Source organism: Hyphomonas adhaerens MHS-3, from assembly GCF_000685235.1.
GTDB lineage: Bacteria > Pseudomonadota > Alphaproteobacteria > Caulobacterales > Hyphomonadaceae > Hyphomonas > Hyphomonas adhaerens.
In genome coordinates this window covers 2040037-2056995 of record NZ_ARYH01000001.1, presented here as the reverse complement: position 1 = coordinate 2056995, position 16959 = coordinate 2040037, and the positions used below count along the sequence as shown (strand labels likewise).

Here is a 16959-nt window from a genome sequence, read left to right as displayed (position 1 = left end):
CATCAAGCCTTCCCTGTATCTATAAATCGGGACACAACAGCGTTGAATTCCACGCTGTCTTCATATTGTGGCCAGTGCCCTGCCGGTGTCTTCATCACATAGAGCTGACCATTTTGCAGGCGCGGGAGAGCCGCCTCGGCGGCCGCCACATCGTGAATGGGATTGTGCAAGGTCCACAGCATCAATGCCGGGCATGCAATCTTCTCCAACTCCAGCATGGGAAAGCCGCTCTTGCCGGCCGCGACCCTCGCGACACGTTCAAAGATCAATGGAGCGGTTTTTTGATATCCCTCACTGCTATAGATCTTGAGGCGTGTCTCAACCAATTCATCGGAGATTTGCCCCCAGTTCCCTTTGTAGAAGAGCCAGCGCATACGGTCACGAACTGACTCGAAAGTCGGGGCCTTGCCCATCGTACTTTTGCTGAGGCTCGCCAGGTCGGCAACGTCCTGATGGCCTTTCTCGCTTACAATGGGTATTCCGCCAGCGGTGTTGAGAATGAGCGTCTTGGTATATTGGGGATACTTTACTGCAAATGTACCCGCGACCATGCCACCGAGCGATTCCCCGGATATATGCGCCGACGTTACGCCAAGGGAATCCAACAACTCCCGGAGCTGTTCGACATAGTCATCGATCGCGTACTCAATATCTGTTTTCTTCTCGGAATATCCGTGTCCGACGAAATCAAAAGCTACGATGTGGTAAGTCTTGCCAAGCTCAACGACATTCTTTGCATACGCTTCGATGTGCCCCCCGACACCATGCATAAGAATGAGAGTTTCAGGGTTCCCGACGCCAGCCTCGGCGATCCGGGTTTTGCCCATTGTCGGCAAATCAACATACCTAATGCTCGCGCTGAGAAAGTCTAACCAAAGAGACATGTTCACTTATCCTTGTTTCCGAAGAAAATGTTTCAAGCCGAGTTCCGGAGGCGCCGGTGGCCCCAATCACTCATTTTGTTGTACTCGACGACCTGCCAGCTCTGTTCGTCGATCACGAGGCCGCCATGCCCCATTTCGACGCCAAATCCGCTAGGCGAGACCATGTAAAATGAGAACATCTGATCGTTGGGGTGATGTCCGAGATCGAGTATGATCGGGATGTCGGCGGCGCTGGCCCTGTCGTAAGCCAAACCGACATCATTCATGTCAGCGACCTCGACCATGAAGTGATTTAGGATCTTCTCTGATGGAAACTGTCCCGTGGCCAACGAGTGATGCCTGCCGGTCGCGGTATGGAAGAAGACAGCATCCGCAACCTTCCCTGGCTCGATCTCCTGACGGATGTAGTCGCTGACCTTCAAACCAATCACGTCGACGTAGAACTGCCGGGATTCAGCATAGTCGCGCGCGACAGGCAGCACGTGACCGAAGCCCAGATCTCCGGTCACGAAGCCTGGACCGACCAGACTTGGTGACTTGAACGGATCCATGAGAGACAGAATCCGGGGACCGTAGTAAAACTCATGGCGAAATCCATTCGGATCAGCGCAGCGATAGAGCTTTTCGACCTTGCGCACCGCAAGCAGTTCTTCTTCTGCCTCCTGAACATCACATCCACGCGCACGAAGTTGTGCGACGTATGCGTCCAGTTCACCTTCTGACTTCAACGCCCAGCCAATCGCCGACAAGTCTTCCTCATCGCCCCGCTGAACGATCAAACGATGTGCAAGCTCGTCCATTCGGAATGACACGTAGGAATCTGTATCTTCGCCGATCTGCATACCGAGTATTTCGGTTGAGAACTTCCGCCAGTCGTCGAGCTTTTCTGAATTGATTACAACATAACCAAGACTGGAAACTTCCGGCATATTCACCTCCCTGATCAAATTATCGTTTTCACGTCACAGCCACTTCGCTGGCGCGTTTTTTTGTTGATCCAAGGGTGAGAAAAGTAGGCGCGGTCGGCAAACAATATTTGCTGAACCCTAATATCAAGAAGCGTGATAGCAAATACAGACCTAAGCGAGCGTGGTCAGAAATCCGCTACCCATCAAGAACGACGATATCGGCTTTTCAATCATGCAATTTGTGGGGCTTGGAGTTTGACGCCAAGATTTGCCACGGATCGAAATCCGATCCTGAAATCATGAATTCGATTTCAGGAAAGAAACAAAATCAAGCGCGCCACTCATGGTGCCGAATCAGGGAGGAAAGTATGCTCAACGGGGTCACACGTAATGAGTCGGCATGCCGCTCACGTATGAAAACACGAATACTGGTAACATCAGCACTTTTTTCGATCGCATCGCCGATTGCGTCTCAAGCCTTCGCGCAACAAGCTGATGAAGCGGTTGCCACGAATGCGCCGGATACCTCACGCCAACTCGATACGGTCACCGTTACCGCTAGACGAGTAGAAGAAAACCTGCAGAATGCGCCGGTTGCGGTCACGGCTTTCAACGCAAACGATCTGGAACTACGCGCTGCAGAACAGCTCGATGACGTTGCGCGATTTTCGCCGAATGTTGCCGCGTACCCGGGCGCGTTTTCCGTTTCAGATTCCGGGCAATTGTTTATCCGGGGAATCGGCCAGTTTGATTACATCGTCACGACCGATCCTGGCGTGGGGGTATACCTTGATGGCGTTTATCTCGCCCGCACGACCGGCAATCTCCTCGATTTGGCCGATGTTGAGCGAATAGAGGTTCTGCGCGGACCGCAGGGAACGCTTTATGGCAAGAACGCGTTGGGCGGTGCGGTGAATGTCGTAACCCGCAAACCATCGAATGATGCTCGCGGCAAAGCGGCCGTTACGGTCGGTGAATATAATCGTATTGACGCTTATGGCTTCCTCTCAGGTCCGCTTGTTAAAGACAAACTTGCCGGCTCAATTGCGGTCATGACTCAAAACCGGGACGGTTACGTCGAGCGTGTGCTGGAGCCTGGCAAGACACAAGGCGGGACCGACTCTCAGGCGGCACGCGTTGCCCTTCGTTGGACGCCGACGGAATCCTTCTCTTTCGACCTGGCTGGGGACTACACAAGTTCCGACACCGAACAGGGTCCGTACCGCTACGCCGGTCGCTTCACGGATGATCCAGCCGTTCTCTATACCCTCCTCGACCCAGGCGGCGTTGATCAGTACGATACTGATAACCTGTTGGAGTCCTACGCCACGGGCGATAACTACGTCGAAGTCGATATCTGGGGCATCTCCGGCACAGCTGAGTGGGAGCTCGGCAACTCAACCTTATCGTCCATCAGCAGCTTCCGCTCCAGCGAAATCGCCAATCTTGGTGACCTTGATGGAACGCCTTTCAGCATCCTCACGGAATATGACGACATCAGTCAGGAGCAGTTCAGTCAGGAGCTGAGACTTAGCGGCACTTCCATGGACGGCAAACTCAATTATACGAGTGGGCTTTTCTATCTGACAGAAGATGCCGACCAGTACATCAATGTGGATATCCTGAGCGACCTGCCAGTGCTGCCGGCTCCCGGCATTCTGGACCGCATTGTCAGCGCAAATCAGAAACAGGAGAGTTACGCGGCTTATGGCCAGGCCGACTATACCTTGAATGAGAAATGGTCCGTCACAGGGGGATTGCGTTACACCTATGAAGAAAAGAAAGCGACGCTCTCGACCTTCCGTGACACCCTTGGCTTTTATGAACTGGCCCCAGGTACGTATACTGAGAGCTGGGATGCGCTAACCCCGCGCATTGGTCTGAACTACCAGTATTCTGACAGTGTCCTCTTCTACGGCTCAGTCGCCCAGGGCTTCAAAAGTGGTGGATTTAATGGTCGCGCCACCTCTCTGGATACGGTTGGCCCATTTGATCCGGAGAATGTCTGGACCTATGAGTTGGGCCTCAAATCGGAACTTTTCTCACGCCGGCTTCGATTCAATGCAGCAGCCTTCATGAACGACTACGAGGACCTGCAATTCTCCGTTTCATCGCTGGCTGATGATGGTGTCACATTGCTGATCGGCTTGGAAAATGCTGCTGCAGCGGAGATCAACGGCTTTGAAATGGAAGTTGTTGCGGTCCCGGCAGACAATTTGGATGTCAGTTTTTCCCTGGGCTACCTCGACGCCAAGTTCACAGAAGTCAGCCCCCAAGCGGATGAGATCACGGCTGATAGCAAGTTGATGGGGGCGCCGGAATGGACAACATCCCTCGCTGCGCAATATCGCATTCCCGTACACGGACTGGGTGAGTTCACCCTGGCCGGTGACTATAGCTATCGCAGCAAGATCTACTTCAATCCGCTGAACACAGAAGGAATTACGGGCGCACTGGAACTGGTCAATGCCCAGGTTTCGTTCGCACCCGAGAACTCCAATATTCAATTCACAGCAGGCGTCACAAACCTATTCGACGAGGAGTATTATGCCTCCGGCCTCGGACCTGCTGGTCTTGGCATGATCCGAGGCGTTGTCGGTCGCCCTCAGGAGTGGTTCGCACGCGCCACTTATTCATTCTGAGGCCGGCCTGTTGGAGATTGCGCTTTACGACTCCGTGACGCGTTTGGCGACAGGTGAGAAAAACAGGCTCTTGAACCGGTTTTTCGCACCTGTCCGCCTGGCCGTCTTCGTTGCTATCGTACTCACCTCAAACGCTTGCGCTCGAACCGAGAGCGATTTTCAGGTCAGGTACCTGGACAGTCCTCCCAGGCCGGAAGACATAGTACAATCCGCGGATGGGGGACCGGTCTTCGTGTCGGCCCTTTCCACATCTCCCGCGGACAACCGTGCAGGCATTTATATCCTCGACCGGCAACGGGGAACACCGATTGAGACGGTATTGTATTGGTCGCCGGAAGCGGCGACGCAAACCTTCGCACCGAGTTCCTGCGGCCTGACGACCCCCGCGAGGCTCGCGCCGCATGGAATTGCTATTGGATCATTTGCATCTGACACCGAGCACTTGCTCGTCATTGCGCATGCTCCAGTCGAGGCGGTCCTTGTATTCGACATCCAGCAAGATGACGGGAACATCACGCTGACCGAGAATACATGCCTTGCTCTGCCCCAGGGCGTCTTCGCAAACGCCGTCACGGCACTTGGCCCGAATGGCCTGGCGGTTACGAAGATGTTCAACCCGCAGGAAGGCGATCCGTTTGAGCGCTTTTCAAAGCAGCAAGACACAGGCTCGATACTGACCTGGTTCCCCGCGACAGGTTGGCAGGACCACAAACAGCTACGCTTGTCCGGCCCGAATGGCCTGCTGTGGGAAGAGGAGACCAATAGTCTGATTGTCGCCGAATGGGCGCGCCATCAAATCATGCGTATTCCAGCAGGTGAGACAGATGGAGATCTCGGCGATGCCCAGATCCTCACAAAGCTCTCCTACATGCCGGACAATCTTCGCTGGAGCCGTGACGGAGATATCCTTGTAACCGGACAAGGCAGCAGCATTGGCGAAGGCCATGCCTGTATCGCCGGTGAGGCAGAATGCCCAACAGGATTCGAGATCACCTGGATCGACCCGGTCGTTGGAACGATAAGACAAGTCGCAAGTATTGCCTCCTCCGATTTTGGAATGGCCAGTGTCGCAGCAGAGGTTGACGATCGTATTTGGGTCGGAAGTGTTTCCGGAAATCAAATTGCCGAGGTTATAGTCATTCATCCACAAATATCAGGGAGCGAAAAATGACTATGATGGCACCTCTTTCCACTGCAGCAGAGCTTACTCATCCTATCCAGACTTGCATAACAAATTCCGGAGCGGTGGGGCGATGAGTGACATGTCGCTGCAGAACTACCGCAATATCGACCTCAGCCTTTTCCTCGTCATGGAACAGTTGTGGATGACACGTAGCGTCTCCGAAGCAGCACAAAGGCTGAATTTCGCACAATCAACTGTCAGCATGGCGCTCAAGCGCCTGCGCAGTCAGTTTGATGACGAATTGTTTGTCTGGAACGGGCATGTCATGCACCCGACGCCTCGCGCAGAGAATTTGATGCCCGAGATACGCAAGATCATATTTCAGGTGCGCGACCTGCTGGACAATGCCCGAGAAGACCTTCAGTCCGCCCACCGACATTTTGTTCTCGCCACAGCGGACTACGTTGCTGAGCTTTACGGACCACAGCTGATACAGCGCGCCAAGATTGAGGCCCCACATTTCAAATTCGATTTTGTTGAAATAAAACCACAGCTCATCAATCGCAGCAGCCTGCCTGATGTTGACATGTTCATCCTGCCGCAAAACTCCTTGCAGACGGTTGGTCTGCGAACTGAACACCTTCATCTGGATAACTATGTATGCATCGCTCACGAGAAGAATGAAAAACTGTACGACGGCATTAGCGCGGAGGACTTTCTAAGACTCTCCCATGTTGGCTACACAGCCATTCCAAGAACTGTTTTCAGCCACGAAGCCGCCCTATGGCACAAAGAGGGCCTGCTGCCCAATTTCGTGCTGACGTCGGCAAGTTATTCGACATTTTCCCGCATCGTTGCGGAGAGCGACGCCGTTGGTGTCGTGCCGGGAAAGGTCGCAAACCTTGCTGTCAGCACTCTGCCGATAAAGATCATCGAACCTCCCCTGCCCTGCGAAAAGCTGGACCTGATAATGGTATGGCGCCCGGACCAGGACGATGATGCCGGACATGAGTGGTTGAGAAAGAACCTAAAAGCCATAGCCGGACAAAGCCAGGTAGACCAACCAGAAATGAGCTTGTCTGAATAGTCACATCACCAACCCGGAGTTCCCCATGAACACGTCTCCTCCCAAAATCCCTGCCCACTCTCCAGGCGCAAGGCTAAGAGCCTTGATGAAGGATTCTGACGAAACGATTCTCGCACCTGGCGCACCAAACGCGCTGACGGCCCGCATCGCGCAGGACGCCGGATTCAGCACTGTGTACGCAAGCGGTGCAGGCATCGCGAACTGGGCGCTCGGTGTACCGGATCTGGGGTTGGCCAGCATGTCTGATGTCGTTGGAGAGGTTGCGCGGATCTGTGCTGCGGTTGACATCCCAGTCATTGCCGATGCGGATACGGGATACGGCAATGCTCTGAATGTTTTTCGCTGCGTACGCGAATTCGAAAGGGCTGGCGTAGCTGCGATCCAATTGGAAGACCAGGTTCACCCCAAGAGGTGCGGACATTTCGATGGCAAATCCGTCATTGATGCATCTGAGATGGTTGCGAAAATCAAGGCCGCAACAGATGCACGTCAAGATCCGGATCTGGTCCTCATTGCGAGAACGGACGCACGGGCAGTCTATGACCTCGAAACAGCCATCGAACGGGCTCAGCTCTACCGTGAAGCCGGCGCGGATGTCATTTTCCTTGAAGCTCCGAGAACAGTTGATGAGTTGGCTGAAGTTGCCAAGGCCGTCGACGGTCCTCTGGTCGCGAACATTGTTGAAGGCGGAAAGACACCCGCTGTGTCACGCGCGGAGCTGACAAAGATGGGCTATGCACTCGTCCTCTACGCCAATCTGGGACCGCGCGCGGCGATGATGGCGATGAAGAAGGCCTTCGCTCACCTCAAGACGCATGGTGACAGCGAAGAAATTCTCAACGATATCGTGACCATGCCCGAACGGAACCGGCTGACAGGCATGGACTTCTGGAAAGGACTCGAAGCGAGTTACGCTGGCTGAACCAGGCGCAAGCCTCAGCTCAGGAAACTGGTCTGCAAGAGAGTCTGCGCGGTTTCACGCAAATGACTGGCCAGGAGTTCTGCGGCCCTCTCACCATCGCGTGCGAGGGCCGCATGGAGGATCTGCTCATGCTCGCCCAAAATATCCCGGGGCGGACGAGTAAGCTTCGCAGTCAGCTGGCGATACCGTTCCGATTGTACATAAAGAGCACTCTGTGCCTTCAACAGCCACCGGTTGCCACATCCGGAAACCAGAGCAGAGTGAAAGTCTTCATGGGCTTTTGTTTTATCTTTGCTGCCACCATTTGACTGCTGGAGATCACGCATGACGTCAAACGTCTGACGGCAGCTGCTTTCCCAATCGATGCCGCCCCGTCTAATGGATTCCCTGAGGCAGAGCGTCTCGATGGCCACGCGAGCTTCTGTCAGTTCCGACAGGTCACTGCGGGAAATTCCGCTAACCCGAAAGCCGCGCCGGGGTTCTGCGGAAACAAGGCCCTCGGCCTGCAATGCAGAGAGGCCTTCGCGCACGGCGCCAGCGCTTACACCAAACTCTTCAGCCAACCCCATAATACTGAGCTTTGCTCCGGGTTCGGCGCGCGCCGATACGATGTCGTCCTTCAATCGCTGAATCACGTTTTCGACCTGCGTGGCGGCCGTAGGCGATACCGTTTTTTTCGAATCCATCTGCATGCGTGAACCTAATACATCCAAAATCCCTAAGAAATCCAGCTTGGGGCAAAATACTTATTGTTTCTATTTTTTTATATATTGACGGTCTCGATTATATATAATTTATGCTCAGGCAACACTGAATTACTCAAATTGAACCGGAGGAAATGATGCGGCTGCTGAACTTCATGGCATCGGAAGGGCCCCGTCTCGGCCTAAAGCGCGAAGACGATGTTGTAGATCTTACCGCTGCGGGCCTCCCGGCCACGCTTGAAGCGCTTTTGCAATCAGGCCCTGATTACACTGAGCGTGTCGCAACAGCTGCAGCCGCCTCAAAAACCTGCATTCCCTATTCGGAAATTGAGTTCCTTCCCCCAATTATAAATTGTGCGAAGGCAATCGCTGTTGGCCTCAATTATGTCGACCATGCCGCTGAATCGAAATTCGAGCCTCCGAGCTATCCCGTACTCTTCAACCGCTACCCGACTTCCTGGGTCGGACACGATCAACCGATCATCCGCCCACATATCTCTGACAAGTTCGATTATGAGGGCGAGATGGCCGTCATCATCGGTAAATCGGGACGCTACATTTCAAAAGAAACCGCGCTCGACCACGTGGCCGGATATTCCGTCTTTAACGATGGCTCGATCCGCGACTACCAGACCAAGTCAGCGCAATGGATGATGGGCAAGAACTTCGATCGGTCTGGCAGCTTTGGTCCCGTCTTCGTAAGCGCAGACGAACTTCCAGCTGGCGCGACCGGACTGAGCCTGCAAACCCGATTGAACGGCGAAGTCATGCAGAGCACTTCGACGGATCAGATGATCTTCGATGTTGCGACCTTGATTGCCTTGATCTCCGAGGCCTTTGAGCTGGTACCGGGCGATGTGATCATCTCAGGAACGCCGGCAGGCGTTGGCGCAGCGCGCAAGCCGCAGGTCTTCATGAAGCCAGGCGACGTGTGCGAGGTGGAAATCGAAGGGATCGGAATCCTGTCCAACACGATTGCTGACGAGCAGTAACGGGGGAAATCGCTATGGCGACGCCAAACGAGGATGTCCGTAACCCGTTTACTGGGCTCGACGTAACCTGGATGCTTCAGACGCAGGCTGAGCGTTTCAAACAAAAGCCACTGCTGACCTGGGCACCGTTCGACGCACCTGCGCGGCACTACAGCTATTCCGAATTTGTCCACCTGGCAGGCTGCCTCGCTGCCAGCTTGAGTGCGAAAGGCGTGCAGGAAGGCGACCGGGTGCTGGTGCATCTGGAGAACTGCCCGGAATTCCTGCTCAGCTGGGCGGCACTGGCCGAACTTGGGGCCATTGCCGTGACGACCAATACGCGCAGCGCGATCGATGAGCTGAGCTACTATATCGACAATAGCGGTGCAAAATGCGCGATCACCCAACCCTCTCTGTTTTCGACGCTGCAGGCAGCCGGGAATGATCTCAACTTTATCGCGGTCACCAGCCATAATGCGGGGGTAAACGAGGTCCCGCCAAGCGGCCCGGGGATTGAAAGCTTTGATCAAATGCTCACTGGCGAGCCGGCCGCAAACAGGCACCGCGTGTCCGCAGATCCCAACCGGCCAGTCGGTGTTCAGTATACCTCTGGTACGACCTCCAGACCCAAAGGCGTTGTCATTACCCATGGCAATGCGCTCTGGGCAGCTCGTGTAACCGGGGGGCATCTGGGCACGCGGACCGATGATACCCAACTGATCTTCCTCCCGCTTTTCCACATTAACGCCCTTGCCTATTCTTTCCTGCCGGCCCTTTGGAAAGGCGCTACGGTGGTCCTGATGCCGAAATTTTCGTCCAGCCGGTTCTGGAATGTCTCGCTGGAACACAAGGTGACGCTCGGCTCGTTGATTCCCTTTTGCTACCGTGCGCTCGCGGACGTGGAACGACCGAAGAAACACTACTACCGCACCTGGGGCGGCGGCATTTCCTATGTCCCCATCGCTCAGGAGCTCGGGATCCATACGGTCGGCTGGTACGGAATGACTGAAACCATTTCCCAGCCCATCACGGGTCATAATGATATGCCGAACGAGCCTGACGTGATCGGTCGCGCCGCACCGGAATATGACATTTCGATTGTTGATGAAAACGGCAATCCAACCCAATACGGCGATGTAGGGCACCTCCGTGTGAAAGGCCGCCCCGGCCTTTCATTGTTCAAGGAGTACCTCTTCAACGAAGAAGCCACCCGAAATGCGTTTGATGAAGAAGGCTGGTTCATAACCGGCGATCGCGTCATCCCGTTCGAAAACGGCACGATCCGCTTCTCCGATCGCGACAAGGACATGATGAAAGTCGGCGGAGAGAATGTCGCGCCTTCTGAGGTCGAGCGCGTGCTGATGAGTCTCGAATCAGTCGCAGAAGTGGCCGTCGTCGCGAAACGCCACCCCATGCTCGACGAAGTCCCGGTCGCATTCATCCGCCCCACTCAGCCATCGAGCGACGTCGACCAGGAGGCCCTGCGCGCCGAAATTGCAGCGGCCACAGCCAGCGCGCTCGCCGACTTCAAGCAGCCGCGAGAGATATACTTTGTTGATGATTTCCCGCGCGTCACGCTGGAAAAAATCGCGAAGGCCAAACTGCGCGCCCGACTGGAAGAAAGCGACAAATAACATGACCCAGACGATGGAATCTCCCGTCACGACCTATCAGAACTATCTCAATGCCGGCTCGTTCAGGCTGCAGAAGAGCGCTGAGACCGGGAAGTATATATTCTTCCCACGCGTGGCTGAGCCTCTGACAGGATGCACTGACCTGACATGGGAAGAAGTGGAAGGGAAAGGCACGGTCTATTCCTACACATTCTTCCATTCACGCCCCCCAAAGCCGCCCTACAATGTCTGCCTGATCGACCTGGATGAAGGTGTGCGGCTCATGTCGCGCGTGGAAGGCGTTGAGCCGGGCACATTGAAGATCGGCATGCGTGTAAAAGCGCGTGTGCTGCAGACGGACGAAGATGCAGTCATCGTCTTTGACCCCCTGGTATCTGAGGAGGATGCAGCATGAGCTTTCCCAGAGGCAAAGCCGCAATCGTCGGCGCAGCAACCTATGGCATGGGTGAAAGCCCCGGCGCCTTGCCGATCGAACTTGCCGTCGGTGCCGCCGGACTGGCTCTGAAGCAGGCCGGCTTGACTTTTTCTGACGTGGACGCCGTGCTCGGCGCCTCCTCGACCAATCCCTTTTTCGGCCTTCAGATGGCGGAATATCTCGGTATACATCCGAAATTGACCAACAATAATGCCGTCGGCGGGTCTGCGTTCATGACCCACGTACTCTGGGCCAGCATGGCGCTGTCTGCTGGACTTTGCGACACGGTGCTCATCTCCTATGGCAGCACCCTACGGACCAGCAGCGGAAAGCTGAACCCGCCCCCGTCATCGCCGTTCGAAGCGCCCTATAATCCGCGCCGGCCGATTTCCGGTTATGCCCTCGCGGCAATGCGTCATATGCATGAATACGGCACGACGCGCGAACAACTCGCCGATGTGGCGGTTGCCGCACGCCAATGGGCGCAGCTGAACCCCAAGGCGTACAAGCGCGATCCGCTGACCCGTGAAGACGTTCTGGCTTCCCGAATGATCGCCGATCCCTTGTCACTGCTGGACTGTTGTCTGGTGACTGACGGCGGCGCAGCAATCGTGATGACCCGTGCAGACCGGGCAAAGGATCTCACCGACCGCCCGGTACATATTCTCGGTGCGGGAGAGGCCACACACCATTTGGAAGTGTCGAACTCACCGGGCCTGACCACCACCTCTGCGAAAGACAGTGGCCGACGCGCCTTTGAAGCCGCAGGCCTCCGCCCGAGCGACATAGATGTCGTCCAACTCTATGATGCCTTCACGATCAACACAGTGATGTTCCTCGAAGACCTCGGCTTCTGCCCCAAAGGGGAAGGTGGCGCATTCGTGACGGATGGACGGATCGCGCCGGGAGGATCGCTACCGGTCAACACGAATGGCGGCGGCCTCTCCTGCGTACATCCTGGCATGTATGGCCTGTTTGCCCTTGTGGAGGCAGTTGACCAACTGATGTGGCGGGCGGGCGAGCGGCAGGTGGAACGTCCTGAAACAGCCATTGCCCATGGTAACGGCGTAGAGCTCTCAAGTCAGGCCACTGTCGTTCTCGGAGGTCCGGAAACCGTCCCGAATTGATTATGAACAGCAGCCTTGGAAAGAGCCGAAAATGATTCACGTGAAAGATGTTGCCTTTGTTCGGTATCAAGCACCGGACCTGGATGAGATGGAATCCTTTATGGAGGACTTCGGGCTTACCACGGCGCAAAAAACCGATGACACGCTCTATATGAGGACACTGGCGGGGGCGCCGTTCGCTCATGTTACCCACAAAGGCCCTATCGCGTCCCTGGGCGTGGGCCTGTTCACCAAATCCATGGCGGACCTCGAGAAAATATCCGAGAGCGCCAATGTCCCGGTCGTGCCGGTAGATGGCCCGGTCCCTGGTTTCAAAGTGAGTCTCACCGAGCCGTCAGGCTTTGGTGTGGATCTCGTTTACTGGGACGAACACAAGCCACTTCGGCCAGAAGGACCGGTGGCGCGAAATACCGCCTATCAGCGTTTGCGCAAAGGTCATTTTGTCCGAGAAGGAAATACGCCTGCCCATCCAGTGCGCCTCGGCCACGTCGTGCTACGCTGCAAGGACTTTGACGGTACGATGGACTTCTTCCTGAACGTACTGGGTATGCGCCCGTCTGATAATTTCCATGATGGCGATCCTGAACATGTCATGGCGGCCTTCCTGCGTTGTGGCCTCGGCAAGGAATGGACTGATCACCATACGATCGTCGTGGCCCGTGCCCCTGACGGCATCTCGCGCATTGGGCATAGCGCCTATGAAATGATTGACATCGCCGAGGTGTTGCGCGGAAACAATTATCTTACCAGTCAGAATCGCAAGGCAAGTTGGGGCGTCGGGCGCCATATTCAAGGCAGCCAGGTCTTCGATTATTGGCGCGATCCATTCGGCAACCAGCTTGAACACTGGGCAGATGGCGACCTGGTAAATGATGACACGCCGGTCGGAAATGCGCAGACTTCCCCAGATCAACTTTATCAATGGGGCCCGGAGCCTGCAGCAGACTTCTTTGAACCCGGCCCGGCCATTTCAGAGCAATGACGTAAGCTGAAACGGGCACAAACAGACGGAAGATCTGTACCAATTGGAAGGAAACACCGCGTGCTACCAGTCGCAAGATCCGTTTCGGATCCGGCCCAACATGATGCCGGGTATGAACGCAATGTGATTATTCTGATGTCCCTTGGCTTCGGCCTTGTTGGACTGGACAGAACGATCATCTATCCACTCTTCCCCGTCCTCTCAGCAGAGCTCGGCCTGAACTATCAGGATATCGGCAATATTTCCGCCATACTGGCACTGACCTGGGGCGCATCAGCACTTGTCTCTGGCAGGCTGTCTGACCGGCTCGGCGAGAAGGCGATCCTTGTCCCGGCAACAATTGCCTTTTCCCTTCTGGTGCTCCTGACCGGATTCGCGAACAGCATTCTCACACTCTTGATTGTTCGTGCCCTGATGGGGTTTGCCGAAGGCCTGTTTGCGCCGGCCAGCATCGTGATCACGGTGCGCGCCTCCCGACCAGAGCGGATCGGCTTAAACACCGGCCTCCAGCAAATGGCAGCGCCTTTCTTCGGGTTTCTTGTCGCGCCCCTTCTCGCGACGTTCCTATTGACGACCGTAAAAGACTGGCACCTGGTGTTCTTCGTGGTCTCAATTCCAGGCCTGCTACTCGCCGCGGCCATGGCCAAAATCCTCAAAGGACGGCGGCAGAACGGAACCACCGGGACGGCGCCGGAGAAACCCGAGGTGATCACCAGAGCGCCACCCGAGCCCAGTGACGGAGTCCTGAAGTACCGCAACGCCGTGGTCGCGATTATCGGCGTCACGATCTGGCTATCATCCCTGACGGCTCTGGCGACCCTGCTTCCCAACCTGTTGACGGATCACATGGGCCTGAACATTCCCAGCATGGGCATCGTTCTGGCCGGGCAAGGGGTCGGAAGTGTCGCGGGCGTGCTGCTCATTCCAGCCCTGTCGGACAAGATGGGCACAAAGATCATGGTCGTGGCTTGTGCCATTCTGGAAGTCGTATCGCTGGCGGCCTTCCAGTACGCCCCCATAAACGTTCCCCTGCTCTTCGTACTGCTGTGCCTTATCTCCGGAGCCAATGCGGGTGTGATCGCCACGCTTCTTGGGCCTCTCATCAACAAGTCCGTCCCCAAATCGCTTGCGAATACTGCGACAGGGATGGCCATGGGAATCGGCGAGATCATCGGCGGCGCCGGCGCACCATTCCTTGCGGGCTTCATCGCCCATCACTACGGCATCGAGAAGATCCCGGGCGCGATCCTGGCCCTGCTCGTGGTCGGCACGGTTGTGATGATCATCGGCCTGAAGCCGCCGGAACATTCCAAGCAGACTGTCGAACCAGAAGTCAAACTTTGTTGAACCGACGAAGGCAGGACAGGAGACGGACATGACGCAATTCACGTTGGGCAAGCGCCTGGAAGGCAAAACAGCCATCATTACCGGCGGAGGCGGCGGTATCGGCAGTGCGACCGCGCAGATGCTGGCTGCGCATGGCGCCAATCTCGTCATCTCGGATATCAACCTTGCGGGGGCAGAAAACGCTGTCACACGGGTCGAACGCCTGGGCGCGAAAGGCCTGGCTGTGGAACACGACGTTGGCTCCGAAGCCTCATGGAAGGATGTGATTTCTGCAGCTGTCTCCGGTTTCGGCGGTATCGATATCCTGGTGAACAATGCCGGCCTGCACCGCGAAACCTCGTTCGGCGCGATCAGCCTTGCCGAATGGGATGAGGTGCTGAGAGTCGATCTCAGTGGCGCCTTCGTGGGTATTCGCGAAGCGGCCCCGAAGATTGCCGAGCGTGGGGGTGGCGCGATCGTCAACATTTCCTCCATCGCCGCACGTATCGGCGGAAGCTTTGCCCATTACAGCGTGGCCAAAGCCGGCATGATCGCCCTGACCCGCGCCGCGGCGATCGAATTTGCCTCGCAGAAAGTTCGGGTGAACACGGTTCTGCCTGGCCTCATCGAAACCGACCTGACCCGGCAGGTTCTCTCCCAGCCGGAACTGGCACGGGTCATGACCGGCGCCATTCCCTTGCCCTATGTCGGCCAGCCGGAGGACATTGCATCGGCCGTCCTGTTCCTGTGCTCAGGGGAATCCCGCTTCATGACAGGCGCTGAACTTACCGTTGACGGCGGATTGACCGCCACGGCCGGGCCGAAGCTCGATGATATGGATCGCCCGAAATGAACGGCGTAGCACCCAAAATGAATGTCCTGGCCTTCAAGGCTGCACGCCATCTTGAAGTCGAACGTCGTCCCCTGCCGGAGATAAATGCGGACAGTGTGCTAATCCGGGTGGCCGCGAATGGTGTCTGCCGCACAGACTTTCACATGTGGGAGAATTATGGCGACCCTGCCTTGGCGGAGGTCATGCCCGCACTCGTCGCCAAGACCGATGTGATGGGCCATGAAATCGCTGGCACGGTGGAAGAAATTGGTGCCAATGTTAAGCGGTTCAAGCGCGGAGACCGTGTGGTCGTTCCAACGACAGTGGGCGACGGCACCTGCAATATCTGTAAGTCAGGACATTCTCACCTTTGCGACTCCCTGACAGTGCCCGGCCACTCCTACCAGGGCGGCTATGCCGAATTTGTCGCCTTCCCTTCAGCTGATCGGAACCTGGTGCATCTGCCAGACGAGGTCGGCTTTCTCGATGCCTCGGCGCTGGGCTGCCGTTTCGTCACCGCTTTTCATGGTGTGATTGACCAGGCGAAGGTTTCAGCGGGAGAGTACGTCGTGGTATACGGCTGCGGTGGGGTTGGCCTTTCATCGGTGAACGTCGCGGCAGCGGCCGGAGCTGAAGTGATCGGCGTGGATATAAATGACGGAAATCTGGCGCTCGCCCGGGAGATGGGGGCGGCTCACACAATAAATAGTCGCACAACACTCCCCGTCGAGGCGATCCGCGAAATCACCCAAGGTGGCGCACATGTATCGATTGATGCGCTTGGTTTTGCCGAAACCTGCGTCGCATCGACCCGTAGTGTACGCAAGCGCGGTCGCCACTTGCAGCTAGGCGTACCATCCGTCGCCGAGCGAGGATCAGTGCTCCTTCCTGTTGAAGAGATGCTCAGCCGGGAAGTCGCATTCATCTCCGGCTTCGGAATGCCGGCACACAGGTTCGAGGCCCTGTTGCCAATGATCGCATCTGGCAGGCTGACGCCTGCCAGGATGATCAAGAGAGAAATATCTCTCTCAAATGTTCAGGATGTTTTGTGTTCGATGGAACACTTCTCGAATGAAAATAGCGGATCCGTCGTGGTTACGAATTTCTGCTGAGACGCGTTAAGATGGCATCCTTGGTTGTGTTGGATGCCCGAGAGTCTCAACCCGACATTTCCATACCGCTTGTTGAGGCTCGACGCGCGCGCTCAGCCTCCTGAATCATGCGGCCTTCTCTCACGCCCGGGAACAGGCTGACCGGCCTGCACCACTGAAAATCCACCCTTAAGCGGTGGACCGCGTCGTCGGGGGGAATGAATAGTCTGAATCACTATAATGGTTGCAGGCAGGGCCAAGCCTCGCTATTCCGGCATCATCGCAACTCAGACGGTGCTAAGCGTTTGGGG

At 56.1% G+C, this 16959-nt stretch carries 15 protein-coding genes; 12 read left to right on the top strand and 3 right to left on the bottom strand.

Going from position 1 to position 16959, the window contains the following annotated elements:
* Window positions 1-2: 2 nt before the first annotated feature.
* Together HAD_RS10135 and HAD_RS10130 are read right to left on the bottom strand one after the other, a co-directional pair.
* Window positions 3-884: an alpha/beta fold hydrolase gene (locus HAD_RS10135; RefSeq protein WP_035570853.1), complete on the bottom strand. Its 882-nt coding sequence runs from the start codon at window positions 882-884 to the stop codon at window positions 3-5.
* A gap of 32 nt (window positions 885-916) precedes the next feature.
* The gene (locus HAD_RS10130; protein ID WP_035570852.1) at window positions 917-1813 is read right to left on the bottom strand and encodes a VOC family protein; all 897 of its coding nucleotides are present in this window, start codon (window positions 1811-1813) and stop codon (window positions 917-919) included.
* 227 nt (window positions 1814-2040) lie between these two features.
* Here HAD_RS10130 and HAD_RS10125 point away from each other — a divergent pair, with 227 nt between their 5' ends.
* From HAD_RS10125 to HAD_RS10110, 4 genes are all read left to right on the top strand, one after another.
* Window positions 2041-4434: a TonB-dependent receptor gene (locus HAD_RS10125; protein WP_156942218.1), complete on the top strand. Its 2394-nt coding sequence runs from the start codon at window positions 2041-2043 to the stop codon at window positions 4432-4434.
* Window positions 4435-4666: 232 nt separating this feature from the next.
* Window positions 4667-5605 (top strand): SMP-30/gluconolactonase/LRE family protein, encoded by a 939-nt coding sequence (locus tag HAD_RS10120; protein ID WP_035570848.1) that lies wholly within the window; start codon window positions 4667-4669, stop codon window positions 5603-5605.
* Between the two features lie 82 nt (window positions 5606-5687).
* Window positions 5688-6644, top strand: coding sequence for a LysR family transcriptional regulator (locus HAD_RS10115; RefSeq protein WP_035570846.1), 957 nt, complete (start codon window positions 5688-5690; stop codon window positions 6642-6644).
* 85 nt (window positions 6645-6729) lie between these two features.
* The gene (locus tag HAD_RS10110; protein ID WP_035570844.1) at window positions 6730-7566 is read left to right on the top strand and encodes an isocitrate lyase/PEP mutase family protein; all 837 of its coding nucleotides are present in this window, start codon (window positions 6730-6732) and stop codon (window positions 7564-7566) included.
* 14 nt (window positions 7567-7580) lie between these two features.
* Here the strand turns inward: HAD_RS10110 and HAD_RS10105 are convergent, their stop codons facing one another.
* Window positions 7581-8258 (bottom strand): GntR family transcriptional regulator, encoded by a 678-nt coding sequence (locus HAD_RS10105; protein ID WP_035570840.1) that lies wholly within the window; start codon window positions 8256-8258, stop codon window positions 7581-7583.
* Between the two features lie 149 nt (window positions 8259-8407).
* Here HAD_RS10105 and HAD_RS10100 point away from each other — a divergent pair, with 149 nt between their 5' ends.
* Genes HAD_RS10100 through HAD_RS10065 form a run of 8 tightly spaced genes read left to right on the top strand, consistent with a single transcriptional unit; the run spans window position 8408 to window position 16669 of the window.
* Window positions 8408-9262, top strand: coding sequence for a fumarylacetoacetate hydrolase family protein (locus HAD_RS10100; protein WP_035572070.1), 855 nt, complete (start codon window positions 8408-8410; stop codon window positions 9260-9262).
* 14 nt (window positions 9263-9276) lie between these two features.
* Window positions 9277-10875: an AMP-binding protein gene (locus tag HAD_RS10095; RefSeq protein WP_035570838.1), complete on the top strand. Its 1599-nt coding sequence runs from the start codon at window positions 9277-9279 to the stop codon at window positions 10873-10875.
* Window position 10876: 1 nt separating this feature from the next.
* Window positions 10877-11269 (top strand): Zn-ribbon domain-containing OB-fold protein, encoded by a 393-nt coding sequence (locus tag HAD_RS10090; RefSeq protein ID WP_206741251.1) that lies wholly within the window; start codon window positions 10877-10879, stop codon window positions 11267-11269.
* Window positions 11266-12417 carry an acetyl-CoA acetyltransferase gene (locus tag HAD_RS10085; protein ID WP_035570837.1) on the top strand — a complete coding sequence of 384 codons (1152 nt, stop codon included), beginning with the start codon at window positions 11266-11268 and terminating at the stop codon, window positions 12415-12417. Before HAD_RS10090 ends, HAD_RS10085 begins: the two co-directional genes overlap by 4 nt.
* A 31-nt stretch (window positions 12418-12448) precedes the next feature.
* Window positions 12449-13399, top strand: coding sequence for a VOC family protein (locus HAD_RS10080; protein WP_035570835.1), 951 nt, complete (start codon window positions 12449-12451; stop codon window positions 13397-13399).
* Between the two features lie 60 nt (window positions 13400-13459).
* Entirely contained in the window at window positions 13460-14746 is a 1287-nt protein-coding gene (locus HAD_RS10075) for an MFS transporter (RefSeq protein WP_051596101.1), read from the top strand.
* Window positions 14747-14774: 28 nt separating this feature from the next.
* Window positions 14775-15578: an SDR family NAD(P)-dependent oxidoreductase gene (locus HAD_RS10070; protein ID WP_051596100.1), complete on the top strand. Its 804-nt coding sequence runs from the start codon at window positions 14775-14777 to the stop codon at window positions 15576-15578.
* Window positions 15575-16669 carry an alcohol dehydrogenase catalytic domain-containing protein gene (locus tag HAD_RS10065; protein WP_206741250.1) on the top strand — a complete coding sequence of 365 codons (1095 nt, stop codon included), beginning with the start codon at window positions 15575-15577 and terminating at the stop codon, window positions 16667-16669. Before HAD_RS10070 ends, HAD_RS10065 begins: the two co-directional genes overlap by 4 nt.
* The last annotated feature ends 290 nt before the right edge of the window (window positions 16670-16959 follow it).

Bases quoted from the DNA above. Each gene is read 5' to 3' on its own strand.
- HAD_RS10135 (WP_035570853.1), bottom strand. From the start codon at position 884: ATGTCTCTTTGGTTAGACTTTCTCAGCGCGAGCATTAGGTATGTTGAT.
- HAD_RS10130 (WP_035570852.1), bottom strand. From the start codon at position 1,813: ATGCCGGAAGTTTCCAGTCTTGGTTATGTTGTAATCAATTCAGAAAAG.
- HAD_RS10115 (WP_035570846.1), top strand. From the start codon at position 5,688: ATGAGTGACATGTCGCTGCAGAACTACCGCAATATCGACCTCAGCCTT.
- HAD_RS10110 (WP_035570844.1), top strand. From the start codon at position 6,730: ATGAAGGATTCTGACGAAACGATTCTCGCACCTGGCGCACCAAACGCG.
- HAD_RS10105 (WP_035570840.1), bottom strand. From the start codon at position 8,258: ATGCAGATGGATTCGAAAAAAACGGTATCGCCTACGGCCGCCACGCAG.
- HAD_RS10100 (WP_035572070.1), top strand. From the start codon at position 8,408: ATGCGGCTGCTGAACTTCATGGCATCGGAAGGGCCCCGTCTCGGCCTA.
- HAD_RS10095 (WP_035570838.1), top strand. From the start codon at position 9,277: ATGGCGACGCCAAACGAGGATGTCCGTAACCCGTTTACTGGGCTCGAC.
- HAD_RS10090 (WP_206741251.1), top strand. From the start codon at position 10,877: ATGACCCAGACGATGGAATCTCCCGTCACGACCTATCAGAACTATCTC.
- HAD_RS10085 (WP_035570837.1), top strand. From the start codon at position 11,266: ATGAGCTTTCCCAGAGGCAAAGCCGCAATCGTCGGCGCAGCAACCTAT.
- HAD_RS10080 (WP_035570835.1), top strand. From the start codon at position 12,449: ATGATTCACGTGAAAGATGTTGCCTTTGTTCGGTATCAAGCACCGGAC.
- HAD_RS10070 (WP_051596100.1), top strand. From the start codon at position 14,775: ATGACGCAATTCACGTTGGGCAAGCGCCTGGAAGGCAAAACAGCCATC.
- HAD_RS10065 (WP_206741250.1), top strand. From the start codon at position 15,575: ATGAACGGCGTAGCACCCAAAATGAATGTCCTGGCCTTCAAGGCTGCA.